This is a genomic window from Thalassolituus marinus (genome assembly GCF_020320395.1).
Lineage (GTDB): Bacteria > Pseudomonadota > Gammaproteobacteria > Pseudomonadales > Oceanobacteraceae > Venatoribacter > Venatoribacter marinus.
On record NZ_JAEDAH010000039.1, the window covers coordinates 50351 to 75968 of the forward strand.

Annotated in this window: 27 protein-coding genes and 1 rRNA gene; 6 read left to right on the plus strand and 22 right to left on the minus strand. The window is 52.0% G+C overall.

Annotated elements, in window-relative coordinates:
- Nucleotide 1: 1 nt before the first annotated feature.
- Together mreC and I9W95_RS07490 are read right to left on the minus strand one after the other, a co-directional pair.
- Entirely contained in the window at nt 2–844 is an 843-nt protein-coding gene (gene mreC, locus I9W95_RS07485; RefSeq protein WP_225673440.1) for a rod shape-determining protein MreC, read from the minus strand.
- Nucleotides 845–1008: 164 nt separating this feature from the next.
- Nucleotides 1009–2046, minus strand: a complete 1038-nt coding sequence (locus I9W95_RS07490) for a rod shape-determining protein (RefSeq protein WP_225673442.1) — start codon at nt 2044–2046, stop codon at nt 1009–1011.
- A 151-nt stretch (nt 2047–2197) separates the two neighbouring features.
- Here I9W95_RS07490 and gatC point away from each other — a divergent pair, with 151 nt between their 5' ends.
- Genes gatC through gatB form a run of 3 tightly spaced genes read left to right on the plus strand, consistent with a single transcriptional unit; the run spans nt 2198 to nt 5468 of the window.
- Nucleotides 2198–2485 (plus strand): Asp-tRNA(Asn)/Glu-tRNA(Gln) amidotransferase subunit GatC, encoded by a 288-nt coding sequence (gatC, locus tag I9W95_RS07495; protein WP_225673444.1) that lies wholly within the window; start codon nt 2198–2200, stop codon nt 2483–2485.
- Nucleotides 2486–2541: 56 nt separating this feature from the next.
- Nucleotides 2542–3993 (plus strand): Asp-tRNA(Asn)/Glu-tRNA(Gln) amidotransferase subunit GatA, encoded by a 1452-nt coding sequence (gene gatA, locus I9W95_RS07500; protein WP_225673445.1) that lies wholly within the window; start codon nt 2542–2544, stop codon nt 3991–3993.
- 11 nt (nt 3994–4004) lie between these two features.
- A complete protein-coding gene (gatB, locus tag I9W95_RS07505; protein ID WP_225673447.1) occupies nt 4005–5468 on the plus strand; it encodes an Asp-tRNA(Asn)/Glu-tRNA(Gln) amidotransferase subunit GatB in 1464 nt (487 codons plus the stop codon).
- Between the two features lie 90 nt (nt 5469–5558).
- Here the strand turns inward: gatB and I9W95_RS07510 are convergent, their stop codons facing one another.
- The 11 genes from I9W95_RS07510 to I9W95_RS07560 form a co-directional block, all read right to left on the minus strand.
- Nucleotides 5559–6221 carry a hypothetical protein gene (locus I9W95_RS07510; RefSeq protein WP_225673449.1) on the minus strand — a complete coding sequence of 221 codons (663 nt, stop codon included), beginning with the start codon at nt 6219–6221 and terminating at the stop codon, nt 5559–5561.
- Nucleotides 6218–6775, minus strand: a complete 558-nt coding sequence (locus tag I9W95_RS07515) for a pesticin C-terminus-like muramidase (RefSeq protein WP_225673451.1) — start codon at nt 6773–6775, stop codon at nt 6218–6220. Before I9W95_RS07515 ends, I9W95_RS07510 begins: the two co-directional genes overlap by 4 nt.
- A 234-nt stretch (nt 6776–7009) precedes the next feature.
- Entirely contained in the window at nt 7010–7420 is a 411-nt protein-coding gene (locus tag I9W95_RS07520) for a ClpXP protease specificity-enhancing factor (protein WP_225673453.1), read from the minus strand.
- On the minus strand, nt 7420–8046 hold the full coding sequence (sspA, locus tag I9W95_RS07525) for a stringent starvation protein SspA (protein ID WP_225673455.1): 627 nt from the start codon (nt 8044–8046) through the stop codon (nt 7420–7422). Before sspA ends, I9W95_RS07520 begins: the two co-directional genes overlap by 1 nt.
- A 114-nt stretch (nt 8047–8160) precedes the next feature.
- Nucleotides 8161–8916, minus strand: a complete 756-nt coding sequence (locus tag I9W95_RS07530) for a cytochrome c1 (protein ID WP_225673457.1) — start codon at nt 8914–8916, stop codon at nt 8161–8163.
- 2 nt (nt 8917–8918) lie between these two features.
- A complete protein-coding gene (locus tag I9W95_RS07535; protein WP_225673459.1) occupies nt 8919–10145 on the minus strand; it encodes a cytochrome b in 1227 nt (408 codons plus the stop codon).
- Complete coding sequence (gene petA, locus I9W95_RS07540) at nt 10145–10741, minus strand: ubiquinol-cytochrome c reductase iron-sulfur subunit (protein ID WP_225673461.1); 597 nt, start codon at nt 10739–10741, stop codon at nt 10145–10147. The genes I9W95_RS07535 and petA overlap by 1 nt, the downstream gene beginning before the upstream one ends.
- A gap of 229 nt (nt 10742–10970) precedes the next feature.
- A complete protein-coding gene (rpsI, locus tag I9W95_RS07545; protein ID WP_225673463.1) occupies nt 10971–11363 on the minus strand; it encodes a 30S ribosomal protein S9 in 393 nt (130 codons plus the stop codon).
- 4 nt (nt 11364–11367) lie between these two features.
- Complete coding sequence (gene rplM / locus I9W95_RS07550) at nt 11368–11799, minus strand: 50S ribosomal protein L13 (RefSeq protein ID WP_225673464.1); 432 nt, start codon at nt 11797–11799, stop codon at nt 11368–11370.
- 177 nt (nt 11800–11976) lie between these two features.
- The gene (locus tag I9W95_RS07555; RefSeq protein ID WP_225673466.1) at nt 11977–12288 is read right to left on the minus strand and encodes a hypothetical protein; all 312 of its coding nucleotides are present in this window, start codon (nt 12286–12288) and stop codon (nt 11977–11979) included.
- Nucleotides 12289–12362: 74 nt separating this feature from the next.
- Entirely contained in the window at nt 12363–13952 is a 1590-nt protein-coding gene (locus I9W95_RS07560) for a peptide chain release factor 3 (RefSeq protein WP_225673468.1), read from the minus strand.
- Nucleotides 13953–14131: 179 nt separating this feature from the next.
- Between I9W95_RS07560 and I9W95_RS07565 the strand changes: the two genes are divergently transcribed.
- The gene (locus I9W95_RS07565; protein ID WP_225673470.1) at nt 14132–15361 is read left to right on the plus strand and encodes an ATP-binding protein; all 1230 of its coding nucleotides are present in this window, start codon (nt 14132–14134) and stop codon (nt 15359–15361) included.
- Nucleotides 15358–15891 (plus strand): response regulator transcription factor, encoded by a 534-nt coding sequence (locus tag I9W95_RS07570; protein ID WP_225673472.1) that lies wholly within the window; start codon nt 15358–15360, stop codon nt 15889–15891. Before I9W95_RS07565 ends, I9W95_RS07570 begins: the two co-directional genes overlap by 4 nt.
- On the opposite strand, the gene I9W95_RS07575 is transcribed toward I9W95_RS07570, so the two are convergent.
- The 8 genes from I9W95_RS07575 to I9W95_RS07610 all read right to left on the minus strand — a co-directional run bounded on the left by I9W95_RS07575 (nt 15892) and on the right by I9W95_RS07610 (nt 24331).
- Nucleotides 15892–16557 (minus strand): energy-coupling factor ABC transporter permease, encoded by a 666-nt coding sequence (locus I9W95_RS07575; protein ID WP_225673474.1) that lies wholly within the window; start codon nt 16555–16557, stop codon nt 15892–15894.
- A complete protein-coding gene (gene rimI / locus I9W95_RS07580) occupies nt 16547–16996 on the minus strand; it encodes a ribosomal protein S18-alanine N-acetyltransferase (protein WP_225673476.1) in 450 nt (149 codons plus the stop codon). The genes I9W95_RS07575 and rimI overlap by 11 nt, the downstream gene beginning before the upstream one ends.
- Before the next feature lies 1 nt (nt 16997).
- A complete protein-coding gene (locus I9W95_RS07585) occupies nt 16998–17768 on the minus strand; it encodes a hypothetical protein (protein ID WP_225673478.1) in 771 nt (256 codons plus the stop codon).
- A gap of 2 nt (nt 17769–17770) precedes the next feature.
- Nucleotides 17771–19321: a 2-isopropylmalate synthase gene (locus I9W95_RS07590; protein WP_225673480.1), complete on the minus strand. Its 1551-nt coding sequence runs from the start codon at nt 19319–19321 to the stop codon at nt 17771–17773.
- A 70-nt stretch (nt 19322–19391) separates the two neighbouring features.
- Complete coding sequence (locus I9W95_RS07595) at nt 19392–21749, minus strand: DUF6160 family protein (RefSeq protein WP_225673481.1); 2358 nt, start codon at nt 21747–21749, stop codon at nt 19392–19394.
- A complete protein-coding gene (locus tag I9W95_RS07600; RefSeq protein ID WP_225673483.1) occupies nt 21749–22306 on the minus strand; it encodes a hypothetical protein in 558 nt (185 codons plus the stop codon). The genes I9W95_RS07595 and I9W95_RS07600 overlap by 1 nt, the downstream gene beginning before the upstream one ends.
- Nucleotides 22306–23352, minus strand: coding sequence for a hypothetical protein (locus I9W95_RS07605; protein ID WP_225673485.1), 1047 nt, complete (start codon nt 23350–23352; stop codon nt 22306–22308). The genes I9W95_RS07600 and I9W95_RS07605 overlap by 1 nt, the downstream gene beginning before the upstream one ends.
- Nucleotides 23345–24331, minus strand: a complete 987-nt coding sequence (locus I9W95_RS07610) for a hypothetical protein (RefSeq protein ID WP_225673487.1) — start codon at nt 24329–24331, stop codon at nt 23345–23347. The genes I9W95_RS07605 and I9W95_RS07610 overlap by 8 nt, the downstream gene beginning before the upstream one ends.
- A 558-nt stretch (nt 24332–24889) precedes the next feature.
- On the opposite strand from I9W95_RS07610, the gene I9W95_RS07615 reads away from it, so the two are divergent.
- Nucleotides 24890–25180, plus strand: a complete 291-nt coding sequence (locus I9W95_RS07615) for a pirin-like C-terminal cupin domain-containing protein (RefSeq protein WP_263866134.1) — start codon at nt 24890–24892, stop codon at nt 25178–25180.
- 132 nt (nt 25181–25312) lie between these two features.
- Here the strand turns inward: I9W95_RS07615 and rrf are convergent.
- Nucleotides 25313–25428, minus strand: a 5S ribosomal RNA gene (rrf, locus tag I9W95_RS07620).
- Nucleotides 25429–25618 lie beyond the last annotated feature (190 nt).

A 25618-nucleotide genomic window follows, 5' to 3' on the forward strand; every position in this document is an offset into this window, starting at 1 on the left:
CTCAGTGCTCCTTCCAGATTTCAGTCGCAGGCACTTTCGCTGCCCCCTGACTGAACACCAGCAACAAATGACGGCTGCGATCAAGACGAGCACTGGGCTCTGCAGTCACCTGCGCAAACGACTTACCGGGAATATTCTCCACGCTGCTCACGGTTGCTACCGGATAACCGCGGGGGTAGCGACCACCCAGTCCGGAACTTACCAGCAGATCGCCTTTGATAATATCCGCGGTATTCGGCACATAAATCAGTTCAAGCTCATCCAGCGCGCCGGTGCCGACAGCAATCGCGCGCACACCATTACGGTTAACCTGCACCGGAATTGCGTGGTTGGAATCCGCAATCATCAGAACCCGTGACGTGTATGGTGCTACATCAATCACCTGCCCCAGCAGTCCATAGGCATCCAGTACTGGCTGACCGATGAAGACACCGTCTTCACCGCCTTTGTTAATCAGAATCTGCTGGGTAAACGGATCGGGGTCGACTGCAATCACTGAGGTCACCAGTACGCGGTCATCAACCTGCTCAGATGCCGACAGCAGTTCCCGCAGCTCGATGTTTTCAGCTTCCAGTGCCGCCAGGCGCTGTGAACGGGTTTCCAGTACCAGCGTGCGCGCCTTAAGCTGTTTATTTTCAGCCAGCAATTCCTGCCGGGTTGTGGACGATTCGCTGTACCAGTTGCCAATAGCACCCGGAATCATGGCGGTTTGCTGTGCCGGCGCCAGCACAAAACCGGTGATATAGCGCACCGGCTCTAACCAGGTGACACGGCTGTCCAGCCACATCAGCACCAGTGCCAGTACAACTATGCCGAGAACGCGTTGTCGCTGAAACGGCGACACCTGAAACTGCGATTTGATAACCCTTTCTCCGCAGAGTGAAAATCAAGGCACTAACTATACCGTCTGGCCCCAGCGGGAACCAGCATCCACGGTGAATCCGGCACCTTTTTCATGGCATAAAAAAACGGAGCCGAAGCTCCGTTTTTTGTGACTCAGGATAAGTCTTAATCCAGCGCCAGCATTTCCAGTTGCTGCTCGGATGCCGTTTCCAGGAAACGACCACCGCCACGAGCAACACAGGTCAGCGGATCATCAGCTACCAGAACCGGCAGACCGGTTTCTTCGCTCAGCAGTTTATCCAGATCTCGCAGCAGTGCACCACCACCGGTCAGAACCATACCGCGCTCTGCAACGTCAGACGCCAGCTCTGGTGGAGATTGTTCCAGCGCACCTTTAACCGCTTGTACGATGGCTGCCAGCGATTCCTGCAGCGCTTCCAGAATCTCGTTGGAGTTCAGGGTAAAGCTGCGCGGAATACCTTCCGCCAGGTTACGACCACGCACATCAATTTCGCGCACTTCACCACCCGGGTATGCGGTACCGATTTCCTGCTTGATGCGTTCTGCAGTCGCCTCACCGATCAGGCTGCCGTAGTTTCGACGGATATAAGCGACGATAGCCTCGTCAAAGCGGTCACCACCGACTTTCACAGACTCTGCGTAAACTACGCCACTCAGCGAGATAATGGCGATTTCGGTAGTACCACCACCGATGTCCACCACCATTGAGCCGCGTGCTTCATCCACAGGCAGACCCGCACCGATGGCGGCCGCCATTGGCTCGTGAATCAGGTAAGCGCGGCTGGCGCCAGCACCCATCACAGAATCACGGATCGCTTTGCGTTCAACCTTGGTTGCCTGGTAAGGCACACATACCACAACGCGCGGGCTTGGTGGCAGGAAGCTTTTCTCATGAACTTTTTTGATGAAGTACTGCAGCATTTTCTCAGTGACTTCGAAGTCAGCAATCACGCCGTCTTTCATCGGACGGATCGCCTGAATATTACCCGGCGTACGGCCCAGCATGCGTTTCGCTTCGGTACCTACCGCCGCCACGCTCTTCTGATGCCCCTGCAGTCGGATTGCCACCACCGACGGCTCGTTCAGAACAATCCCCTGGTCACGCATGTAAATCAGAGTGTTCGCTGTCCCAAGGTCAATGGACAGATCGCTGGAAAACATGCCTCGTAACTTCTTAAACATCCAATCGTTTCCTGTTTACAGGTGGCAAAAAATTGCCAATAACTCTAGCAATGGTGGGGATTCAGGGCAAGGAGCATTTATGCTACCCTCGTCACCTTTTCGGGGCCCCGCTAAAACTGGCCTCAACGACATCTATTACTGGAGTAAGCACATGGCTCTGGACCAGCAACAGGTTCGTGACATCGCCGAACTGGCTCGTCTGCAAATTGACGAAAATCAGGTCGCCGAATACCAGAAAAATCTCAGCAGCATTCTTGATCTGGTTGATCAGCTGTCTGCGGTCGACACCTCCGCCGTGGAGCCTATGGCCCACCCGCTGGATGCCGTACAACGTCTGCGCGCAGATGCCGTGACGGAAGACAATAACCGCGAACACTTCCAGCAATGCGCCCCACACACTGAAAACGGCTACTACCTGGTTCCACGCGTCGTTGAATAACAGCCAACCGGGCACAACGAGCGACCAGAAGACCCCAACGGGTAAAAGGATTCATTATGCATAACAAAACCATTGCCGAGATTTCCCGCGATCTGGCGGCTGGCGAATACAGCAGTACGGAAATCACCACCGACCTGCTGAACCGCGTTAAACAGCTGGACGGCGACATCAACAGTTTTATTACGGTTACCGAAGAACAGGCGCTGGCACAGGCCAAAGCCGCTGACGAACGTCGCGCTGCCGGCAACGCTGACGCATGGACCGGTGTGCCGATCGCACACAAAGATATTTTCTGCACCAACGGCGTTCTGACCACCTGCGGTTCAAAAATGCTGAGCAACTTTGAAGCTCCGTACGACGCTACCGTTATCGAAAACTTCAATAACGCAGGCGCAGTATCTCTGGGCAAGCTGAACATGGACGAGTTCGCCATGGGCTCATCCAACGAGAGCTCGTTCTTCGGCTCGGTTGCCAACCCATGGGATAAAGAGCGTGTTCCGGGCGGTTCGTCCGGTGGTTCTGCGGCAGCCGTTGCTGCGCGTTTGGTTCCGGGTGCCACAGCAACCGATACCGGCGGCTCTATCCGTCAGCCTGCAGCCCTGTGTGGTGTAACGGGCCTGAAGCCCACCTACGGTCGTATTTCCCGCTGGGGCATGATCGCTTACGCCTCCAGTCTCGATCAGGCCGGCACCATTACCCGCACCGCCGAAGACGCTGCACTGATGATGAACGTCATGGCCGGTTTCGACGCCAAAGACTCCACCTGCGTCAACGAGCCGGTACCGGACTACACCGCCACGCTGAATAACAGCATCGAAGGCATGACCATTGGTCTGCCAAGCGAATACTTCCGCGACGACCTGAGTGCCGACATGCAACAGGCCGTACGCAACGCCATCGGCGAATACGAAAAAATGGGCGCTAAAGTGAAAGAAATTTCGCTGCCAAACGCCCACCTGGCGATTCCGGCGTACTACATCATCGCGCCAGCGGAATGTTCCGCTAACCTGTCGCGTATGGACGGCGTACGTTTCGGTTACCGCTGCGAAGATCCGAAAGATATCAACGACCTGTACAAGCGTTCCCGTGGCGAAGGTTTCGGCAACGAAGTAAAACGACGCATTATGGTCGGTGCTTATGCACTGTCAGCAGGCTTCTACGATGCTTACTACAAAAAAGCCCAGCAGGTACGTCGTTTAATTAAAAACGACTTCAGCGAAGCACTGAAAGAAGTCGACCTGATTGCCGGCCCGGTAACCCCAACGCCGGCCTTCAAACGTGGTGAACACACCACCGATCCGGTTGAAATGTACCTCGAAGATATCTTCACCATCGCCCTCAACCTTGCCGGCATGCCGGGCATGTCTGTGCCATGTGGCATGGTCAATAACCTGCCTGTGGGCCTGCAGTTAATCGGCAACTATTTCGACGAAGGCCGCCTGCTGAATGCAGCGCACAAGTTCCAGCAGGCAACTGACTGGCACCTGAAAACCCCGGCTGGTATCTGAGGAGCATAAGAATGGAATGGGAAGTAGTTATCGGCCTTGAGATTCATGCTCAGCTGGCCACTAAATCAAAAATCTTTTCCGGCGCCTCCACCCAGTACGGTGCCGACGCCAACACCCAGGCCTGCGCCGTAGACCTCGGTCTGCCGGGTGTACTACCGGTATTTAACGAAGAAGCACTGCGCATGGCAGTGAAATTCGGCCTGGCTATCGATGCTGAAATTGGCAAAAAATCCGTATTCGACCGTAAGAATTATTTCTACCCGGATCTGCCAAAAGGCTATCAGACCACCCAGCTGCATCACCCGATTGTTGGTATGGGTCACATTGATATCGAACTGGAAGACGGTAGCACCAAACGCATTAATGTGACCCGTGCACACCTGGAAGAAGATGCCGGAAAATCTGTGCACGAAGGTTTCAGCGGCATGTCCGGAATCGACCTTAACCGCGCCGGTACACCGCTGGTTGAAATCGTATCCGAACCAGAAATGCGTACTGCCAAAGAAGCGGCAGCCTATTTCCGCAAAATGCACAGCATCGTGACGTATCTGGGCATTTGTGACGGCGACCTGTCACAGGGTTCCATGCGCTGTGACTGTAACGTTTCCCTGCGTCCGAAAGGTCAGGAAGAATTCGGTACCCGTACCGAAATCAAAAACGTTAACTCCTTCCGTAATGTTGAGCGTGCTATCGAAGCGGAAATCGAACGCCAGATGGACATTCTCGAAGACGGCGGAAAAATCCTGCAGGAAACCCGCCTGTACGATGCCGATAAAAACGAGACCCGCGGCATGCGTTCAAAAGAAGTGGCGAACGACTACCGCTACTTCCCATGCCCGGATCTGCTGCCGGTGATTATCGACGATAATTACATCGAAGCCGTACGTGAAACACTGCCGGAACTGCCGGACGCAAAACGCGCGCGCTTTGTGAAAGATCACGGCCTGAGCACCACTGATGCTGCCGTACTGGCATCCGACCGTAATCTGGCGCACTACTTCGAAACCGCCGCCAAAGCCGCTAACGACTACAAACTGGCTGCCAACTGGGTACAAGGCGACGTTAACGCTGCACTGAACCGTCTGGAAATCAGCATTGGTCAGCTGAGCGTTTCTGCCGAACAACTGGGCCGCATTCTGCAGCTGATTAAAGACAACACCCTCAACAATGGCGGTGCTAAAGAAGTCTTTAACGCACTGGTTGAAGGTAAAGGCGACGACAATGTAGAAAGCGTGGATGCACTGGTCGACTCACTCGGTCTGAAACAGGTATCTGATACCGGCGCGATTGAAGCTATCGTCGCACAGGTACTGGCCGACAACCCGAAACTGGTTGAAGGCTACCTGGCCACACCGGAAGACAAACGCGCCAAAGCCATTGGTCCGTTTATTGGTTTAACCCGTAAAGCCGCTGCCGGTGTAAACCCGCAGGTGGTGATGGATGTGTTGAAGAAGAAATTATCCGAGCTGGGATGATTTGGTAGCTGGACGCTGTAAGTCGGACGCTGAAGGCTTGAAGCTTGAAGCTGGACGCAATAAAAAACCGGGCAATCGCCCGGTTTTTTATTACTTATCGTATAGCTCTGCCTGATAAGGCTTATTCATATCAGGGTCATAAATCACGTACGTCCCATAGCTACGATAATTACCATCCAGTGACTCATCAACAACCCAGATTACCCAATCAGCACTTCCACTTGCGTTAAGATCCAGAGTCGCAACGACACTGACAGATAAATTCCAATCCTCAAGATATAACCGAACTGTTTCTGCCAACACGTCCGATTCAGCCGGAAATAACTCTTCAAAACTGTATTTTGTCTCTTCCGCCAATTGCCGAACAGAGGATGGAAAAGACCTCAAATCCAGTCCACTGCGTAATGCCTGACCAAAAGCAACGTCAACACTATCAACCGCAGATAGCGTTGTATTTTCGAGAATATTAAGCGCATCGCATACCAGATACTCTCCCCTGACCTGCTGATTGCTAACGGATTCATCAACCCGTCCTGCCAGGCTCAACTGATAATAACTATTACAATCGGTAGCGACCCCACCGCTCTTAAAAATAAGATCTGAGCGGACGATGGATAGTGACTGAGGCACGGCAGAATATGCACTGTAAAGCTCTGCACTGTAGATAGTCGCCTGTTGCTTTCCACTCCCAAGCAACTGACAGCCACCAATAAGAAATGCCATCCCGAACAAAAAGAGCAGCTTCAATTTCATTTCATTGTCTCCAGCAAAGCAGCTTCTTTGCGTCGTCTTGTTGGGTACGCATCACCGAAAGCCTTAAGCTGCACTATTGCCGCCTCCCAATCCTGCCGTATTACTGATGACCAGAACTTAGGCGCCCGGATATGCAAACCAACTCCGTACTGAAACGACACAGAAGCAATGACAGTCTGCGCTTCTGCCGGCAAATCATAAAACTTCAAATTACCTTTCACATCAGCATTGTATTTAATACATAACTTCGAAACATGAGAGGACTTTACTGATTTATCAATCAACTTTGCTTGCTCAGCATTCAATACAAGAGGAGCTCTCCTGATTAATTCCGAAGCCTGAGCACCTGTTATCCCCAAATATGGTTTCAGAATATTAATGAGATTGGGGGTAAGCCCCAGTACTTTTAGATCACCCTCGTTTCGCTGGCCAAAATCAAACCCTGTAGCGACCGTCACGCCACTTTTACTGATATTTACTGCGGGGACATATCCAGCAAGTCGACTTCCACCCTCGAGGTTACTGAGGAATTCATGATCAATAAGATCTGGCATTCACTCTCTTCCCTGAGTCTATATTCTTCAATAAGCTTATTATTGCCCTTCATCGACTCCGACTGAATCAATCTGATGACTAACTCACACTCACCACTGAGATTTCTATTTCCCTAACGGCATCCATAAAAAAACCGCCTTGCGGCGGTTTCTTATATTCCTGCTTTACAGCGCCTGACGTCTGTCTTCCGACGTCCGACCAGCCTCAGGCTTCGAGCCTCAAGCCTCTAGCGTTTATTTCACCACCTTCAGCGAAGGCTTTCCTTCACCTTTAGCAGGCTCTGGCTTAGGCGGAGGTGGCACGTCATCCGGATCGGGTGCGCCGGCTTCAGAGCCGAACACCATACCCTGACCATTCTCTTTGGCGTAGATTGCCAGAATCGCCACTACAGGAACAAACACGGCCATCGGCACGCCGCCAAAGCGGGCGTTAAACGACAGGCCGTTAATATCGATCAGCAGGTCTTTAATGGCGTGCGGGCTGATGTTAAGAACGATCTGACCGTTATGCACATAGTCCTGCGGCACCTGCACACCCGGCAGTGAGGCATCGACCAACACGTAGGGGGTGCAGTTGTTATCGAGAATCCACTCGTTCAGCGCCTGTACCAGGTACGGGCGGCTGGGTGTCATGGAATCAGTCATCAGTCACGCATTTCCCGTTCTGCTTCAGACAGGCTGGCCTGGAAGCTTTCACGATCGAACAGACGCTCCATGTACTGCAGCAGTGGTTTGCACTGCTTTTCAGACAGCTCAATACCCATTGCTGGCAAACGCCACAGAATCGGTGCTACGCAGCAGTCGACGATGGAGAACTCTTCGCTCATGAAGTAAGGCATTTCAGAGAAGATCGGGCTGATAGCCACCAGGCTTTCAGTCAGCTCTTTACGCGCGGCCTCTACGTCTTTGCCTTTACCGGTCAGGATGGTCTGAATCAGAGCACCCCAGTCTTTTTCGATGCGATTAATCCACAGGCGGCTTTGTGCACGCGCTACCGGATAAACTGGCAGCAGCGGCGGATGCGGGAAACGCTCATCGAGGTATTCCATCATCACGTTTGGTTCATACAGAACCAGCTCGCGGTCAACCAGGGTTGGCAGAGAGTTATATGGGTTCAGAGACGCCAGGTCTTCCGGTTTGTTGTCCGGATCAACGTCGTGAATTTCAACAGCTACGCCTTTTTCGGCCAGCACGATACGTACTCGATGGCTGTAATGATCAGCCGCGTCCGAAAAGAACGTCATGGAAGAGCGTTTTGCCACAACCCCCATAGTTTCCTCACCTTTTTACTAAATCCAGTTACCCGAAAAATCCGGGCCCAATAAACAAATACAGCCCGGCCGCGGTAACGCGGCCAGGCTTGGATCAAGTCAGACCATTCAGTCTTACTTGATGTCTTTCCAGTATTCTTTGTTCAGGAAATATACAGGAACAAAGAAGATGGCCAGGAACAGCAGTGCCCACCAACCGATAGTCTGACGCTCGAGTGCAATTGGCTCGGCCATGTAAACCATGAAGTTCACCAGGTCGTAGACAACTTTGTCGAACTCTTCAGCGCTCAGCTCACCTTCTTCAGCCAGGTACAGAACGTTGTCGTGACGCTCGGTAATTTCCTGACCAGTCAGGGTGTCGTAGCCAACTTTAACGTTTGCAGTACCCAGTTTCTGCAGACCCTGAAGATCAGCCAGTACGTTCGGCATACCAACGTCTTTGAACACAACGTTGTTTACGCCCCACGGACGGCTTGGGTCTTCGTAGAAGCTGCGCAGGTAGGTGTAAACCCAGTCCGGACGACGAACGCGGGCAACCAGAGTCAGATCCGGAGGAGTGGCACCAAACCACTTCTTGGAATCTTCCTGACGCATAGCGATGGTCATCAGGTCGCCGAATTTCTTGTCGGCGAATACCAGGTTTTCCATCATCAGGTCTTCCGGGATACCCAGGTCTTTCGCTACACGGTTGTAACGGGCGTGCTCCATAGAGTGACAGCCCATACAGTAGTTAGCGAATACCTGAGCACCGCGCTGCAGCGACGCAGTGTCGTGCAGGTCAGTACGGTGTTCATCCAGGTGTACATTGCCGCCAGCTGCCAGAGCAATAGCCGGTACGAAGGCAGCGATCAGTGCAAAAATCTTTTTCATGCTTAGTGGCCTCCGGTTACGCGCTCAGGTACTGGTTTGGTTTTTTCCATGCGGGTGTAGAAAGGCATCAGCAGGAAGAAGCCAAAGTAGATTACAGATGCAATCTGAGCGATCAGAGTCAGAGTAACCGTTGCAGGCTGAGTACCCAGCCAGGTCAGCAGTACGAAATCGATTGCGAACACAACGATGAAGATTTTGCTGATCCAGCCTTTGTAGCGCCAGCTGCGAACCGGGCTACGGTCAAGCCAAGGCAGTACGAACAGTACAGCAATAGCAGCCGCCATAGCGATAACGCCCAGCAGTTTGTCTGGCACCGCACGCAGGATGGCGTAGAACGCACCGAAGTACCATACAGGTGCAATGTGCTCAGGAGTTTTCAGACCATTCGCTGGCTCGAAGTTAGCGTATTCCAGCATGAAGCCGCCGCCTTCAGGGAAGAAGAACATAACGGTACAGAACACCATCAGGAAGACAACAATACCCACCATGTCGTGCACGGTGTAGAACGGGTGGAACGGTACACCGTCCAGTGGCTTGCCGTTTTCATCTTTGTGCTTCTTGATATCAACGCCATCAGGGTTGTTAGAACCCACTTCGTGCAGCGCCAGCAGGTGTACAACCACCAGCATTACCAGTACCAGAGGTACAGCAACGACGTGCAGAGCGAAGAAGCGGTTCAGAGTAGCGCCGGAGATCAGGAAGTCACCACGGATCCACTCAGTCAGTACATCGCCATAAGGCAGTACAGAGAACAGGGAGATAATAACCTGGGCACCCCAGTAGGACATCTGGCCCCATGGCAGTACGTAACCCATGAAAGCTTCAGCCATCAGAGCCAGGTAGATCAGCATACCGAAGATCCAGATCAGCTCACGTGGCTTCTGGTAGGATCCGTACAGTACGGCACGCATCATGTGCAGGTATACAGCGATAAAGAAGAAGGTAGCGCCAGTGGAGTGCATGTAGCGCAGCAGCCAGCCCCATTCTACGTCACGCATAATGTATTCAACGGAAGCGAAAGCACCATCGGCACTAGGCACGAAGTTCATGGTCAGCCAGATACCGGTCAGGATCTGGTTGGCCAGCATCAGCATGGACAGTACGCCGAAGAAGTACCAGAAGTTGAAGTTCTTCGGAGCATAGTACTTGGACATATGCTTTTCGTAGGTCTGAGTAACCGGCAGACGATCGTCAATCCAGCCCATCAGAGTGTTTTGTTTCTTGCTCATCAGGCTTTCTCCTCGTCTACACCGACCACAATCACACCGTCGCTCTCGTACATGTATGGCGGTACTTCAAGGTTGATAGCCGCTGGAGAGCCTTTGAATACACGACCAGACAGGTCGAAACGGGAGCCGTGACATGGGCAGAACCAGCCACCTTTCCAGTTTTCGTCAAATGGTTCAGGCTTCACTTCAGGGTGATACTTAGGAGCACAACCCAGGTGAGTACAAACACCCAGAACAACCATAACTTCAGGCTCGCGGGAGCGGGTTACATTGTCCGCGTAGGCTGGCTGTTGTGTTTTCACACTGTTTGCCGGATCTTTCAGCTTATCAGCCAGACCATCCAGATTTGCCAGCATTTCCGGGGTACGGCGTGCAACATACACAGGCTTTCCTCGCCACTCGGCGGTCAGCATAGCACCCGGCTCGATTTTGCTGATGTCGATCTTAGCCGGAGCACCAGCCGCTTTAGCCCGTTCACTTGGAACCCAAGATTTAACGAAGGGCACTGCGACAAAGCCTGCACCGACAGCACCGACAGCAGTGGTCGCGCCCAGCAGCAGAGTGCGCCGACCTTTATTCACGCCGTCTTGACTCATTACCATCTTCTCCCATCAATAAAATTCTTTCTTGCTACGGCGGAACCGCCCTTTGTGATTTTTTGTGGAACAGAGCCAGCGTAGCATACAGAGCGGCGCACATAGTAAAGAAAAGCAGCCGCCCAGACAACCGCAAAAACCCACACAGCATGGGGTTTTGGCCATAAAAAAAGCGCCCATTGACATAAGACAATGGACGCTTTTTTGAAGACCAGATCTTCCTTGCGAATTAACGCTTGGAGAATTGTGGCTTCTTACGTGCTTTACGCAGACCGACTTTCTTACGCTCAACTTCACGAGCATCGCGGGTTACGTAACCAGCTGCACGCAGAGAAGGACGCAGAGTCTCATCGTATTGCATCAGAGCGCGGGTGATACCGTGACGGATCGCACCAGCCTGACCGTTGTTACCACCACCGGCAACGTTAACGATGATGTCGAATTTTTCCAGACTTTCGGTCAGCTCCAGCGGCTGACGAACAACCATGCGAGAAGTCTGACGACCGAAGTAAACGTCCAGAGGGCGTTTGTTTACGATGATGCTGCCAGTACCAGGACGCAGGAACACGCGAGCAGTGGAGGTCTTACGACGACCGGTACCATAGTATTGAGTTACGGCCATGATATTATCCCAGCTTCAGTTCTTGTGGCTGTTGAGCAGTATGTGGGTGCTCAGAACCAGCGTAAACTTTCATTTTCTTGAACATGGCACGGCCCAGAGGATTCTTAGGGAGCATGCCTTTAACTGCCAGTTCAATCACGTCTTCTGGCTTGTAGTCGATCAGCTTTTCAAAAGAGATAGACTTCAGGCCACCTGGGTAACCAGTGTGACGGTGATACATTTTGTCACTGGCTTTTTTGCCAGTTACCTGAACTTTTTCAGCATTAATAACGACGATGTAATCGCCGGTGTCAACGTGTGGTGTGTATTCTGGCTTGTGCTTGCCTCTCAGGCGGAGAGCAACTTCAGTAGCCAGACGACCCAGCGTCTGTTCAGCTGCGTCGATAACGAACCACTCACGTTTTACGGTTTCTGGTTTCGCGCTGTATGTTTTCATCAATTTCTCGCCTTCAAGGGCAGGTTGATTCGAAAAGAGGGCGGCATTCTATAGGAACGCCCCCTCTTCCGCAAGTCATTATCGTCGATATTTTGCTCACTGCCGCGACCGGCTGCAGAGCGTAAAAAAGCCGCACCAGCACTGGGCCGGAGCGGCTCACTGACCTTCACGACCGGCTCAGTAGTGCTCAGGTTCGCGAAATTTCACCAATCCGAAGATCAGGGTCAGCATGGTCACCATGATGTACAGCAAAATCGCCAGTGCCATCATGGTTGATGTACCTTCCTGCTGGTCAAAGCCTAAAGCCTGGCCTGTATAGAAGCCACCCAGTGCCAGCATGAAGCCAATCAGAATACAGGCGACCAGGTAATACCCTTTGCCATCATCCAATGTCAGCATTTCCTCCAGCACTCGCTGCTGAAGCACCCAGTAGGCACCGAAGCAAAGAGCAGCAGCCAGAGCCATACCGATTACAAAATACGCCACCATATTACCTTTCCCCAAGGATCTTACCTAGCAAAAAGCCTAGTTCAGATACAGGATGGCGCAAGTTGATCTATCTATCAGTGCTCCCGGGTCGCACTGAACTCAATTTCCGGCCAGCGCTCCTCAGTCAGACTGAGGTTAACGCGGGTTGGCGCAATGTAGGTCAGGTAACCACCACCATCAATGGCCAGGTTCTCGCCCGCTTTACGCTTAAATTCTTCAAGTTTCTTGCTATCGTCGCAGTATACCCAGCGCGCCGTACTGACACTGACCGGCTCATAAATACACTCGACTTTGTATTCGTCACGCAGGCGCTGCTGTACAACATCGAACTGCAGCACACCCACCGCACCCAGGATCAGGTCGTTGTTGTTTACCGGCATAAACAACTGCGTTGCACCCTCTTCGGACAGCTGTTGCAGGCCCTTCTGAAGTTGCTTCATTTTCAGCGGGTCTTTCAGACGTACACGCTTGAACAGCTCCGGAGCGAAGTGCGGAATACCGGTAAATTGCATGTCATCACCAAAGGTGAAGGTATCGCCAATCTGAATTGTGCCGTGGTTGTGCAGGCCGATAATGTCGCCGGAAATCGCTTCTTCTACGGCCGAACGGTCGCCAGCGAGGAAAGTTACCGCGTCGGCGATTTTCACATCTTTACCGATACGTACGTGCTTCATTTTCATGCCTTTGCTGTAAGTACCAGAGCAGATACGCATAAAAGCAATACGGTCACGGTGTTTCGGATCCATGTTGGCCTGAATCTTAAAGACGAAGCCGGTGAACTTATCACTGTCGGGTGCAACTTCACCTTTATCCGTATTACGCGGCAATGGTGATGGCGCCCACTCAACGAAGTAGTCGAGCATTTCACGAATACCGAAGTTAGCCAATGCGGTACCAAAGAATACCGGGGTCAGTTCACCGCGCAGGTATTCTTCCAGATTGAATTCATGACTGGCGCCTTGCACCAGCTCAATCTCATCCGCCAACTCGTCCACCAGATCAGCACCAAGCAGCGCCTTAGCTTCATCGGAATGCAAACCCTGAATCTGAATATCATCAGGCAAAACACTGCCCTGACCCGGCGTAAACACGTGAACGGTGTCAGTTAGCAGGTTGTAGACCCCCTTAAAGGCCTTACCCATGCCAATTGGCCAGGTCACCGGTGAGCATTTGATTTTCAGTACTGTTTCGATCTCATCCAGAACCTCGATGTGATCTCGTACTTCACGGTCCATCTTGTTGATGAAGGTGAAAATCGGGGTGTCGCGCAGACGACAAACATCCATCAGTTTGATGGTTCGGTCTTCTACACCCTTGGCGCCATCAATGACCATCAGTACTGAATCCACGGCGGTCAGAGTGCGGTAGGTATCTTCCGAGAAGTCTTCGTGTCCGGGAGTATCCAGCAGGTTGACCATGCGTTCTTTGTACGGAAACTGCATTACCGAGGTAGTGATGGAAATACCACGATCCTGTTCCATCTGCATCCAGTCAGACGTCGCCATACGACCGGTCTTACGGCCTTTTACCGTACCGGCAAGCTGAATCGCATTACCCAGCAGCAGAAGCTTTTCTGTGATGGTAGTTTTACCCGCATCGGGGTGGGAAATAATACCGAAAGTACGACGTGTGCCGACTTCCTGCTGGAATGCTGTTTTAGACATCGCTGACAATTTTTCCGGGTTCTGGTCCAGGGCCGCACACGCGGCATAACAGGGGCGCAATGATATGCAAACGTTCAGCCAATGGCCAGCCGCAAGGCCACCAGCGACAAATCCTGAGCTGCATCAGGAATCGACTTTTCTGGCATCGTCGTCAGCGCTCTGTTCGCTATAATGCGGCTATGAAACAGAATCTTAATTTACTGCTGCAACGTCTTGCCCTGCTTCGCCTGTCTATTGCCATGGTATGGCTGATGTTTCTGGCGTACCTGCAATTCCATAATTTTGCCAACCTGCAGGTTGCCTGGGCGCTGCTTGTCGTTTACCTGCCACTGCTGCTGATCAGCGGCTGGCAAGGCGCCCACCGGGAAGTTCGCGAGTGGCACCTGCTGGTTCATCTGGTGTTTGAAACCCAGCTTCTCACCGGCCTGCTCTACTTCACCGGCGGTGCAACCAACCCCTTTATTTTTTACTTTCTGGTATTGCTGGTTGTCAGCGCCTATAGCCTTCCGGCGTTGTATTCCTGGTGGATTGCTGCGATCGCCGTGGTTGATTACAGCTTGCTGACCCAATGGTTTCAGCCGCTGATGTCGCACCAGATGCACAGTATGTCCGGCACATCCTTATTTGATCTGCACCTTGCAGGCATGTGGCTGACGTTCGTGATCAGCGCCCTGATTGTCATTACCTTCATTCCTCTGCTGTTGCGCGCCAAAGAGCAACAGGAGCAGGAAATTCATGAACTGCGCGAACAGCAACTCAAGAATGAACAGCTGATTGGTATTGCGACACTGGCAGCTGGCACAGCCCACGAGATGGGCACTCCTCTGATGACCATGCATATGATTCTGGATGACATCGCCCAGCAGGAAGACCACCCACTGACCAAACGTGATTTGCATATTCTGCGTGAACAGGTTGCCCTTTGCCGTCAGTCGCTGCAGCAACTGGCCAACGCGGGCCGCAGCGCCCATGAGACCGGCGTACACGAGGCACACCCATGGCTGGCCAGACTGCTGCATCGCTGGCGCCTCAGCCACCCGAATGCGTTATGGGTTGATGACGGTATCGAATGCGCAGCCTGCATCGCTGCGTCCCCACTGCTGGACCAGGCTCTGCTTAACCTGCTCGACAATGCCGCCGAAGCCGGTCAGCAGCCGATTCGTCTGCACAGTGCAGTGGTGAATAACACCTGGCTGCTGAATATTGCTCAGCCAGACCCAACGGCTGCCAGCCGCATACAACAACAGCGGCTGTTCAGCAGCCAGAAGGAAAATGGCATGGGCATAGGCCTGTATCTCAGCAATGCCAGCGTCGAGCAATTTGGTGGCACAGTACACCTGCAGGCGCAGCCGAATGGTGGCAGCCTTTGTCAGATCAGCCTGCCGCTGTCAGCCCCGGAGAAACAATGAGTAAGAAAGTTCTGGTTATCGATGACGACATCCACTTCGGCCAGGTTCTGACCCGCAGTCTGGAGCGCAATGGTTACGAAGCCCAGGTAGCCACCAATGGGGCTGACGCGTTAACCGCCGCCAGCAATTTCCAACCACAGTGGATATCTCTCGACCTGCGGCTTGAACAGGAATCCGGCCTGTCCCTGATTCGTGAACTGAAGCAGCGAGTAGCAGACTGCCGCATTGTCATGCTCACCGGTTACGCCAGCATTCCAACGGCCGTCGAGGCTATCAAGCAGGGGGCCGACAATTATCTGCACAAACCCGCCACGCTGCAGGAGCTCATCAACGCGTTTGAAGACGACAGTCAGACACAGGAGGACGTCGACCTGACAGAAGCGGAGGTCATGTCTGTCGACCGGCTGGAGTGGGAGCATATTCAGCGTGTGCTGAACGAGCATCAGGGCAACATTTCGGCCACCGCAAGGGCGTTGAATATGCACCGTCGGACCCTGCAACGGAAGTTGCAGAAGTACGCGCCGCGCTGACTACTCGCCGAAATAAGAGTCCTCATCAAAGGTGCTCAGCCAGCGGCTGTGAAAGACAACCATGCCCGATACAAACATGCCGTTCACGACACCTTCGGGGAACATCATCATTGGCAGATAACGCAGATAGTCGTGCCAGATAGCGTTAAAGCTGTGAATACCCAGTTGCCACAGCGCCAGCGACTGCAAAACATCAGAGAACGCATGTGTCATACCTGCGTTTAAAAAGCCGGCAATCAGAATGTAAATGAATGGATTGTGTGACAGGCGGCGATAGACGAGTTTATAAAAGCCGTAACTGAACAACACTGGCATCACACAGCTGAGCAGATAACTGTAGCCCAGAGCCCCCCACCAAAGCTTACCGCTGACCACCAGCATCAGCTGCATCATCAGGGTTGCCAGTAAGGCCAGACGCCAGCCCATCATCAGAGTAACGGCCGTCACTGCCATCACATGAAAACTCAGGCCCGGCAGGATACCGGCCTGTAGTGACCACAACAGAGACAGCACAACCACACTGCCAAAGAAGAAATGCTGAGCGCCACGATGTTTACGCAGCGCGTTCCAGCGATAGGTTGCTAATGACGGCAGCAGAATGGCCAGCGCCACCAGCGCAGAGGAAATCAGAGGCCATAGCGGCAGAATACCGGCTTCACGAATCATCACTCAGATCCAGGCAGTACAGCAAAGCATCTTCCTTACCGTTCGCCGTCGGATAATATCCGCTTCTGACTCCCGCCTGACAGAATCCCATCGACTCATACAGACTGATGGCTTTGTGATTCGACTCTCGCACATCCAGGAACCATTGCACGGCACCCTTTTGCGTCAGAAAGGAGTGCAGGTAATCCATCAGAGTACGGCCGGCACCCTTGCCCTGACATGCGGGGTCTACCGCCACCATCAACAGCTCCGCTTCCCCGGCAATGAGCGTGATAACGGCATAGCCCAGAATCCGGCGACTATCTTCAATGACAAAGGTGCAGTCAGGTTTTTCAAGATAACGACGCAGCACGGATTCCGGCCACGGATGGAAGTGTGCGGACTGTTCAATCGCCATAATGGCTTCAAAGTCCTGAGGGGATGCTGAACGCACCTGCATATCAGATTTCCGGCAATTGCTGCAGAGCCAGCCAGAAAGAACGCTTAGCAACTGCACTACCCATAACATCATCCACTGAATCAAGGCTGTACACCGGCTGAGCACCAACCAATGACAACCACTCCCGCGCATCCTCGCCAAGAGTAATCAGATGCTGACAGCCCTGCTCGCGCAAAAACTGCCATTGCGCTGCCAGAGCCTGCAGCGCAACCGGCCGGCTCTGGTCATCAGTCGCCGACTCAATAAATGGCCAGCGAAAGCTGATCGTCGCAGGCATAAAACCATTATTGCTCTGCAGCGCATTGAGAACCCGCCAGGCAAACGCCTGTACCCGCTCAACCTGATCAGCACGATCCACCACCCAGACGCTGTTTGGCGAGACACGCACGAAATGCAGCTCAAAGCGTGGAGGCGTCATATCCGCCAACGCAGTTTCGACCTGCGCCGCCGGCTCAACGGTCTCTGCAGCAGTCGGTACCGCAGGCTGCAAGCCAGCGCTGCTCTCTGCCTGAGCTACTGCAGGCTCAGCTTTGGTAATTGTTTCAGCGACTGGCGCAGGACGCGCACCAGCTGACAACTCATGCAGTAGCTCTGCTGCCAGAGGATGAGGCATGTGCCCACCGCCGCCACCCACCTGGTGAGGCTTAGGCGCTGCGGGGTGAGCATCAACCGGCAGCCAGCGAGGTTTCGGGGCATTAGGCAGCGGCTGACGAGGCATCCACTGAGTGATGCCCATCGCCTGCAGATAATCGAGCCGCTGCTGTTCGCGCACGCTTATACGCCGTCAGTCTGCGGGTGCTGGCGCTCAGCAGAGGTCAGCAGCAGGTTAAGCGCATGGATGTATGCTTTGGCTGACGCCACAACAATATCGGTATCCGCGCCGCTGCCGTTAACAATGCGACCACCTTTCTCCAGACGAACCGTCACTTCACCCTGGGAGTCGGTACCCTGTGTGATAGCGTTCACTGAGTACAGCAGCAGGTTAGAACCGCTCTCGGCAATACTCTCAATCGCTTTCAGCGCAGCATCTACCGGGCCACTACCGTTGGCTTTCACACGTTTTTCCTGACCGTTGTGCGACACAACAACTTCCGCCACCGGCGTTTCACCGATTGCGGAATGACATTCCAGCGCTACCAGTTTGAAAGACTCGGATACGGATGCACTGCTCGCTTCTGTTACCAGAGCCTGCAGGTCTTCATCAAAGATCTCGTGCTTTTTATCCGCCAGATCTTTGAAGCGTGCAAACGCATCATTCAGGGCAGCATCGGTTTCAAAGGTAACGCCCAGCTCTTCCAGACGACTACGGAAAGCGGCACGGCCTGAGTGCTTACCCATCACCATCTTGTTGGCGCCCCAACCCACATCTTCCGCCTTCATGATTTCGTAGGTTTCACGGTGTTTAAGAACGCCGTCCTGGTGAATACCAGATTCATGCGCGAACGCGTTTGCGCCGACGATGGCCTTGTTAGGCTGAACCGGGAAACCCGTGATTGACGACACCAGGCGAGAGGTCGGTACGATGTGAGTGGTATCAATATTGGTACTGATATTGAACAGGTCATGGCGGGTTCGGGTCGCCATCACGATCTCTTCCAGAGCAGCGTTACCAGCACGCTCACCCAGACCGTTAATGGTACATTCAACCTGACGCGCACCATTGGCAACCGCAGCCAGCGAGTTCGCCACAGCCAGACCAAGGTCGTTATGACAATGAACAGAGAAAATTGCTTTATCTGAGTTCGGGATACGGGTCAGCAGGGTTTTAATTTTGTGGCCAAACTCTTCCGGAATGGCGTAGCCAACAGTATCCGGAATATTGATTGTGCGCGCCCCAGCGTTGATCGCCGCTTCAATAATGCGACAGAGGAAATCGTCTTCTGAGCGCCCCGCATCTTCACAGGAAAACTCTACATCTTCGACGAAGCTACGCGCTTTCTTAACGGCGTAAACCGCTTGTTCTACCACCTGATCCGGCTGCATGCGCAGCTTGTACTGCATATGAATCGGAGATGTGGCAATAAAGGTATGAATCCGTGCTCGTTCAGCCGCTTTCAGCGCCTCTGCAGCATGCTCCAGATCGCGATCGACTGCCCGTGCCAGACTACAGATAGTGCTTTCACGCACCGCCTCAGCAACAGCCTGAATAGCGGCAAAGTCACCCGGAGAAGCGGCAGCAAAACCAGCCTCAATAACGTCAACACGCATTTTTTCCAGCGCCTTGCCGATACGGACTTTCTCTTCTTTGGTCATGGATGCGCCCGGGCTTTGTTCGCCGTCACGCATAGTGGTGTCAAAAATGACCAAACGGTCCTGTTGGCTCATGTCCTACTCCGCTGCCAGATGAATCGGACGCATAGTATACGCCCGATACAGCATATTGGCAGCTACAGGATCAGCGAATTGGAGTCGCGGTCAGATTGGTGGTGATGTCCATGTTTTGCATCACTATACCGGAGAAGACTGTCTGGCTTCCTCCGGTAGGATGGTTCAGCTGAACTTCATTGATCTGGAAGTCCTTGAATGAAACATTACCCTGAACCGCAAAGCCCAGAGGACGCAATAGTTCCTGCGCAGCCGTCGGACTTGCCACATAGGTGTAGGTGGTACGCGTATCATCATCGTAGATCAGTTCGTCCCCCTGATTACCGACGATACCATTGTCATCAGCGCCACTGAATTTCTTCGCCACCTTGGTTTCATAAACGTCAATTTTCAGATTGGCACGGAAGCCATAGTCATTCGTGTCGGTCGGCCCCAGACCATCGTTTGTACTGAAGCCATCAAAAATGATCTGAGTTCCGCTACCACTGATCGGATTACCATTCACATCCACATCACGGTTGTTTTCCCAGGTCAGACGGTTGGCAGCAATCGTACCATCACTGGTAGGGCCTTCTGGCTCAAACGCAGCCTTCAGAGCGACAGTGATACCTTCGTTGCCACGGTCTTCCCAACGGCCACCGGCACTGCTACAAGCAGCGGCATCGGATGCACTGGCGCCGACACACACTTCGCCAGCACCACCCGGATTAATGGTCAGTGATGAGCCTTTCTCAAAGCGCTCAAGCACAATACGGCCGAGGCTGCGTCCACTTTCACGATCGCCCCAGCGCATATTATCGACATCCATAGTGCTCCACTTTTCTGAGCGATTAATGCTGATGCCACTATTCGACACATCGACCTGAATACCGCGCAGATGGATGTCGTAATCGACACCGGTTGCCCAGACACCGCGACCATTTTCGTCTACAGACAAACCAATATTGGTATCAGTGAAGTAGTAATCACCATCAATCTGAATGCCACCGCCACTGGTACCGCCAGCAGTGATCAGAGTGTAACCATCGAGGTTAAAATCCATCGCCTGGAACACTTCCATCGACAGTAACAGTTCGGCCCCGCCCTGCAGCGGAGCATTCTTGTTACCAACACGCAGCCCATCGATGCTATAGCTGCCTGCAAAGCCATTCATACCAACGGCAATGGCTGTTTTGTCTGCGGTCGCAGCGTTAGCATCATGATCGAAGCCGCGAATATCGAGCGTAAGATCACCGGTTCCATAACTCTCAATACCACTGACCACTACCATACGGCTGTCATCAATATAAGCAGCCTCGGCGTTAGCCAGACTCCACTCAACCGCAGCAGATAAACCATCACTGGTGCTATTCAGCCCGCTGTAGAAATCAGCCGCTCTGGAAGCAATGACAGGTGTTGCAAACGATGCTGGCAAAGGCTGACGAATACCAGGATAGAGAGCGAATCGGTTTGAATGCCCATTCGCATCAGCAAAAAGGAAATCCAGCTGCACAGCTCCCAGAGGGCGAGTGCTATCACCTATCAGGATATTATTGGCATTAAACGAACCGGAAAATTCGTCAAACCCCAACAGCAGATGGTCGGGCATAACATCAAAAGTGAAATTATCGAGCGTAAGTTCACCGTTAAAGTCACCCATATAGAGCGAGTTGCCGTCATCGGTAAAACGAACATAGTTAGCCGGGTCATTCAGAATAGAGATATGGGCATCCAGCGAAACACCTTCACTACCGGAGCGGCCTCCCGCATAAATCTGAGCATCACCACTCAGCGCCAGGCTGCCGGCCAGGGTACCCAGAGACACGCCACCCAGCTTCACGCCACCAGTAGAAAAGCTGTAACTCAGCTGATCCATGGTTATATTCAGCCCTTCACGCACGCCATCATTTGCCAGGCCAATACCCAGCATTGCGATATTGGCATCGTATCCAATGTCATCAAAACTGACGGAATAACCATTAGTCGTCCAGATCAGTTCGGCATCGCTGATCGACGTCTGAAAACTACCTTCAACATAATTATTAATATCGCTGGCAGCACCAACCGTAATTGTGCTGTCTGCGGTATAGTTCAGGCGGAACTGACCAAAACTCGCAGCCGAATCATTAACGCGAATGGCACCGATGCTTAGAGACGCCGGCTCCTGTGTCGACACAATGGTCATCGAGCCATCCGCGCTAACATCGATGACCTGCTTGAGCAATGTATTCTGAGTGATATCGGCCTGACTACCACGCTCAATATTCTGAAACTGCAGTGCATTACCGTCTTCCGTATAAGAAACATCTCCGATAAGGATATGCGCAGCTGTCTCCAGCGTTACGCCAGCCTGGGCATTGATATTCTGCAGCTGTGAGTCATCCATTGATACCAGACCGGCAAAAGCCATGGTCGGCATTCCGGCGACTGTGAATATGAGTTTCTTCATCACGGCGTCCCCGTCGGATATACCAGCAAATTACCCTGAAGATTCGCCTGACCGTTTATATTCAGAGTGAAAATATCGGTCTGCTGAAAACCCACATCCGTCGGTCGTGGACTATTGCTGTTCGCCACGGTCAATGACACATTCTCATAATCCAGAGTATTCGGCAGTCCAACCTCCAGCACTTCGCTATTGAACTGAGCGCCATCACCAACAAAGCCGCTGTTAATAGTACGGGTTTTGAGAGTTAACCCTTCGAAGGAAAAACGCCCGCGAATATTATCCAGCACAAACCAGCCGGTAGAAGAAGAACCTGTGTTTACGGCAATACGAGCACCACACTTGGAGTCAGTCGAAGCTGCCGTACAATTCGACTGCCAGGCAGCAGGTCCATCACTGTTGAGTGGACCGCCATTTTCGTTAATGGTGAGGTCGCCAGACAGATAAACACCACCCTGGCCAGTAACGGTATCAAGATCATCGTTAGACATCGGCTCAAGGGCAAAGCCTGTGACAGGAGACGCAAGAAGCAATAATAATGAACGGTTAATCGCTTTCATCAAAGATCCCTGCTTGTTGCTCGCAGATACTGAATCTGCAGATTCGACACAGTTGCAGAGCCAAAATCACTACCGCCGACAGACACGTTTTCGATGTAAATATCTGTCCTTGGACCATTAGCATAGAAGTCCTGATAGAAGGCGTTGGTTTTACCTTCGATACTTCCGACTTCAATCGTAAAGTTACCATCAGACTCAACCTCGAAAGTTACCGGCTGTTCCTCACCATAACCAAGCTGACTTTCGAGGACAAAATTATGAAACTGAACACTGTCTCCGCAGTTATTTCCATTAGCATCACAGGCAAAAAACAGAAGGTCCTGTGCATAGAAATTAAATTCGAGATTACCAACCATCTCATTATTGTCACCCCATAAGCGCAGAAAAGAGCCGTCTGTTGCAACGCCTTGAGCATGCGCTTCCAGAGACTGCGCCCTTACACCATTTTCCATAAGGTCATAGCGAATACCGAAATCTGCACGTTCTGAAGCCCGACTACTCAGCGCAGCGAGGTCTACTCCAGACACAGAATCAACACGGCGCCCTGTGGCTGTTTGTTCTCCCGGGTAACGACTCTCTGTGCGCTGCTCCATATTAAAGTCGAGCAGGCTGTATGGCTTCTCTGTAGAGTTACCAGCAAACCGCTGCGGAGTAGCAAACTCAAACACTGCTTTACCAGCGATACCAATATCATCGCCATCAAGAAGTTCCAGGTTATACGGATACAATAGACGACCGAGGTTAACCGGGTTACCGATAACATTGGTACCGAGATTACTGCCGGAACCTGCGATATAGAATTGGGACACGCTCAGCACAACATCATCACCAGCAGAGTTAGTCAGACCAGTAATATCGAGTCGGTTACCTGTTGCGACATCTGCCCCGGCTTCAAAAGCAAAGTCCTCCAGCATAAATCCTATGCCCTCACCTTTTACCTCTCCCAGCGCCTCGTCACTCAGACTAGTCAGCTCCGCCTGAGCAACATTCGTGTAGCCCACCAGACCAGTGGCAAGCACAATCAGAATCAAGTACTTGTCAGTCATAATATGGATCCAGGAATTTAGTACGAATTCTCTCGGTACCGTTAAAAGCCTCAGGGAAGCTGGTACGGATGCCGCCATTAGGTATATTCATGAAGGCGCCGGATGTTGTCGGAGTACCCTGGCCATTATCAATCCAGCTGATCGACTTTGATTGAAAAGAAATAAACATACCTGACGCATATTCGCCGGTATCGACATTACCGATATCAAGAGTTCGGTAGTTACTCAGAGGAAAGCAGGTTTGCGTACTCAGCAGATCACAGTTATCAGATTGAAAAATCCCAAGCAGAAAATTCGTAAACGAGCTGGAGCTGGGAATAGAAAGCGTTGATCCATTCGTCATACCAATATGGGTAGCGCGAATGGGATCGGCCTGGCCATTATTAGGGTTCACCAGCACTGCCTGAGCTGAAAACTCATCGTTGCCCCATGCGCCACTCACCAGCCCCTTTGCTCCCGCACAAATGAGATCGTACCAGGCACAATCCATCTGTGTAGCGAGATAACTGCCCTGACCATATAGTGCGACCTCAATATTCCCGGTAAGTGATTCGATATTTCCACTCAACTTACCAAATGCTTCGGTAAAGCCGAGACGAACACCAACCAGCTGCTCTTTCCCATTAACCGTTTCAAAGGCCAACTCAAAGAACGGGTCGTGAATAGAAAATGGATTCAGGGTTCCGTCATTGTTAACGCTACCCAAGGCAAAATCATTGATACGAATATCAGAAGAACCTGCAGCCTCTCCGGCGCGTTCATAGCGTCCAAGCTCTACCAGGTCTGCATTAATAGACAGATCCACATCCATACCGAAAGTGAATTTGGTAAAGCTAACGGAACCGGCGTAGTCACGGTCGATCTGCAAAAATGCCTGCCCAGTCTGGTTGCTCAGCTCATCATCAGACAAAGCTTGAAGAGCAGCATGTGAGTACACAGAGCAGACAGTCATCAATAAAAGCGCTACAAAAGCTTTCATCGCGTTGTCCTGGTGAGAGGCTACCTGACAGTGGATTCCTGATATTGGAAACAGAATATCTGTCGGCCGCACGTTTTTTATTATTGGTAAAGCTTACTTCAAGAAATGGAGGGGGGACATAAATATTTATGGCACAGATGTACAGCTAAATGCGCTATTAACAAAACACTTGTACCAATAATTAACGGCATATAGTTATTTGTTAGTAAAAAGTTACCTCGCGTATCAGTACGCCACAAATACTGGCCTGATTATTCCTAATCAACTATCAAAACAACCACTTAGGTCTAATTTAAGAGCCAATAAGCATATAGAAAAGAGTGTGACTTTCGTGCCTTGAAGATATGGACACAATAACTCGCCTCACAATAAATGCACGTTAGTACCATTAACTACTTGCGAATTATTTAACCTATATTTACATGAATATTCGCCTGCACTTTGCATCGTAAATAATGGTTTTAGGCTGCAAGAGGATGGCTTCTTCGCTGGCAGCTGGATGAACATATCGTTTCCGGCCCTCTGGACGACCTGGCAGCCGATGCCGCTTATGCCGACCTGTCTCTGTCAGCCGGCGCTCAGTTGCAACTGCAGCACAACACCGAGCAAATCCTCCTTGCATTTGTCTTTGAAGGCCGCCTGGACAGTGTTCCGGAAGCGCCAGAAAAATCCATACTGGTTTTCCCTAAAGGCTCCAGCGTTCGGTTAAGCAGCGCTCAGGGCGCTCGGATGATACTGTTGCGCGGCACGCCGATTGGCGAGAAGGTGGTTCATTATGGACCGTTCGTGATGAACAGTATCGAAGAGATCAATCAGGCGATTTCCGACTACAACAGCGGTAACTTCTGATTAACAACTCGATCAAACCCCAAGCCCTGCGAGTCGTATGCAGGGTTTTTGTTTTTACGGGTATTCGGTTTTCTGAGAAGCAGAAAAAGAAAAACCCCCGACTGCGTAAGCAATCGGGGGTTTTGGATAAGAGCTTGACGATGACCTACTCTCACATGGGGACTCCCCACACTACCATCGGCGATGCTGCGTTTCACTTCTGAGTTCGGAATGGATTCAGGTGGTTCCACAGCTCTATTGTCGTCAAGCAAACCTGTATGAAGCGTTGTTGTCTTACACTGCCGCTTGGCACTGCAACGTGACTTCAAATAAGGTTGGATACATGAGTATTGAAATTCTCTGGCGAACCGGCGATTGCCTGGTCGTATTTGATTAACTTAGGCTTGTTAACAACCAAAGTTTGGGTGTTATATGGTCAAGCCTCACGGGCAATTAGTA

What these genes read in the sequence shown, in the direction of transcription:
- I9W95_RS07595 (WP_225673481.1), bottom strand. Translation starts at nt 21,749, where the DNA reads ATGAAGAAACTCATATTCACAGTCGCCGGAATGCCGACCATGGCTTTT.
- I9W95_RS07515 (WP_225673451.1), bottom strand. Translation starts at nt 6,775, where the DNA reads ATGCCAGATCTTATTGATCATGAATTCCTCAGTAACCTCGAGGGTGGA.
- I9W95_RS07560 (WP_225673468.1), bottom strand. Translation starts at nt 13,952, where the DNA reads ATGTCTAAAACAGCATTCCAGCAGGAAGTCGGCACACGTCGTACTTTC.
- I9W95_RS07590 (WP_225673480.1), bottom strand. Translation starts at nt 19,321, where the DNA reads ATGAGCCAACAGGACCGTTTGGTCATTTTTGACACCACTATGCGTGAC.
- I9W95_RS07570 (WP_225673472.1), top strand. Translation starts at nt 15,358, where the DNA reads ATGAGTAAGAAAGTTCTGGTTATCGATGACGACATCCACTTCGGCCAG.
- I9W95_RS07555 (WP_225673466.1), bottom strand. Translation starts at nt 12,288, where the DNA reads ATGGTGGCGTATTTTGTAATCGGTATGGCTCTGGCTGCTGCTCTTTGC.
- sspA (WP_225673455.1), bottom strand. Translation starts at nt 8,046, where the DNA reads ATGGGGGTTGTGGCAAAACGCTCTTCCATGACGTTCTTTTCGGACGCG.
- gatC (WP_225673444.1), top strand. Translation starts at nt 2,198, where the DNA reads ATGGCTCTGGACCAGCAACAGGTTCGTGACATCGCCGAACTGGCTCGT.
- rpsI (WP_225673463.1), bottom strand. Translation starts at nt 11,363, where the DNA reads ATGGCCGTAACTCAATACTATGGTACCGGTCGTCGTAAGACCTCCACT.
- I9W95_RS07490 (WP_225673442.1), bottom strand. Translation starts at nt 2,046, where the DNA reads ATGTTTAAGAAGTTACGAGGCATGTTTTCCAGCGATCTGTCCATTGAC.
- I9W95_RS07520 (WP_225673453.1), bottom strand. Translation starts at nt 7,420, where the DNA reads ATGACTGATTCCATGACACCCAGCCGCCCGTACCTGGTACAGGCGCTG.
- rimI (WP_225673476.1), bottom strand. Translation starts at nt 16,996, where the DNA reads ATGCAGGTGCGTTCAGCATCCCCTCAGGACTTTGAAGCCATTATGGCG.
- I9W95_RS07605 (WP_225673485.1), bottom strand. Translation starts at nt 23,352, where the DNA reads ATGACTGACAAGTACTTGATTCTGATTGTGCTTGCCACTGGTCTGGTG.
- I9W95_RS07535 (WP_225673459.1), bottom strand. Translation starts at nt 10,145, where the DNA reads ATGAGCAAGAAACAAAACACTCTGATGGGCTGGATTGACGATCGTCTG.
- I9W95_RS07530 (WP_225673457.1), bottom strand. Translation starts at nt 8,916, where the DNA reads ATGAAAAAGATTTTTGCACTGATCGCTGCCTTCGTACCGGCTATTGCT.
- I9W95_RS07565 (WP_225673470.1), top strand. Translation starts at nt 14,132, where the DNA reads ATGAAACAGAATCTTAATTTACTGCTGCAACGTCTTGCCCTGCTTCGC.
- rplM (WP_225673464.1), bottom strand. Translation starts at nt 11,799, where the DNA reads ATGAAAACATACAGCGCGAAACCAGAAACCGTAAAACGTGAGTGGTTC.
- petA (WP_225673461.1), bottom strand. Translation starts at nt 10,741, where the DNA reads ATGAGTCAAGACGGCGTGAATAAAGGTCGGCGCACTCTGCTGCTGGGC.
- gatB (WP_225673447.1), top strand. Translation starts at nt 4,005, where the DNA reads ATGGAATGGGAAGTAGTTATCGGCCTTGAGATTCATGCTCAGCTGGCC.
- I9W95_RS07600 (WP_225673483.1), bottom strand. Translation starts at nt 22,306, where the DNA reads ATGAAAGCGATTAACCGTTCATTATTATTGCTTCTTGCGTCTCCTGTC.
- I9W95_RS07510 (WP_225673449.1), bottom strand. Translation starts at nt 6,221, where the DNA reads ATGAAATTGAAGCTGCTCTTTTTGTTCGGGATGGCATTTCTTATTGGT.
- gatA (WP_225673445.1), top strand. Translation starts at nt 2,542, where the DNA reads ATGCATAACAAAACCATTGCCGAGATTTCCCGCGATCTGGCGGCTGGC.
- I9W95_RS07610 (WP_225673487.1), bottom strand. Translation starts at nt 24,331, where the DNA reads ATGAAAGCTTTTGTAGCGCTTTTATTGATGACTGTCTGCTCTGTGTAC.
- I9W95_RS07575 (WP_225673474.1), bottom strand. Translation starts at nt 16,557, where the DNA reads ATGATTCGTGAAGCCGGTATTCTGCCGCTATGGCCTCTGATTTCCTCT.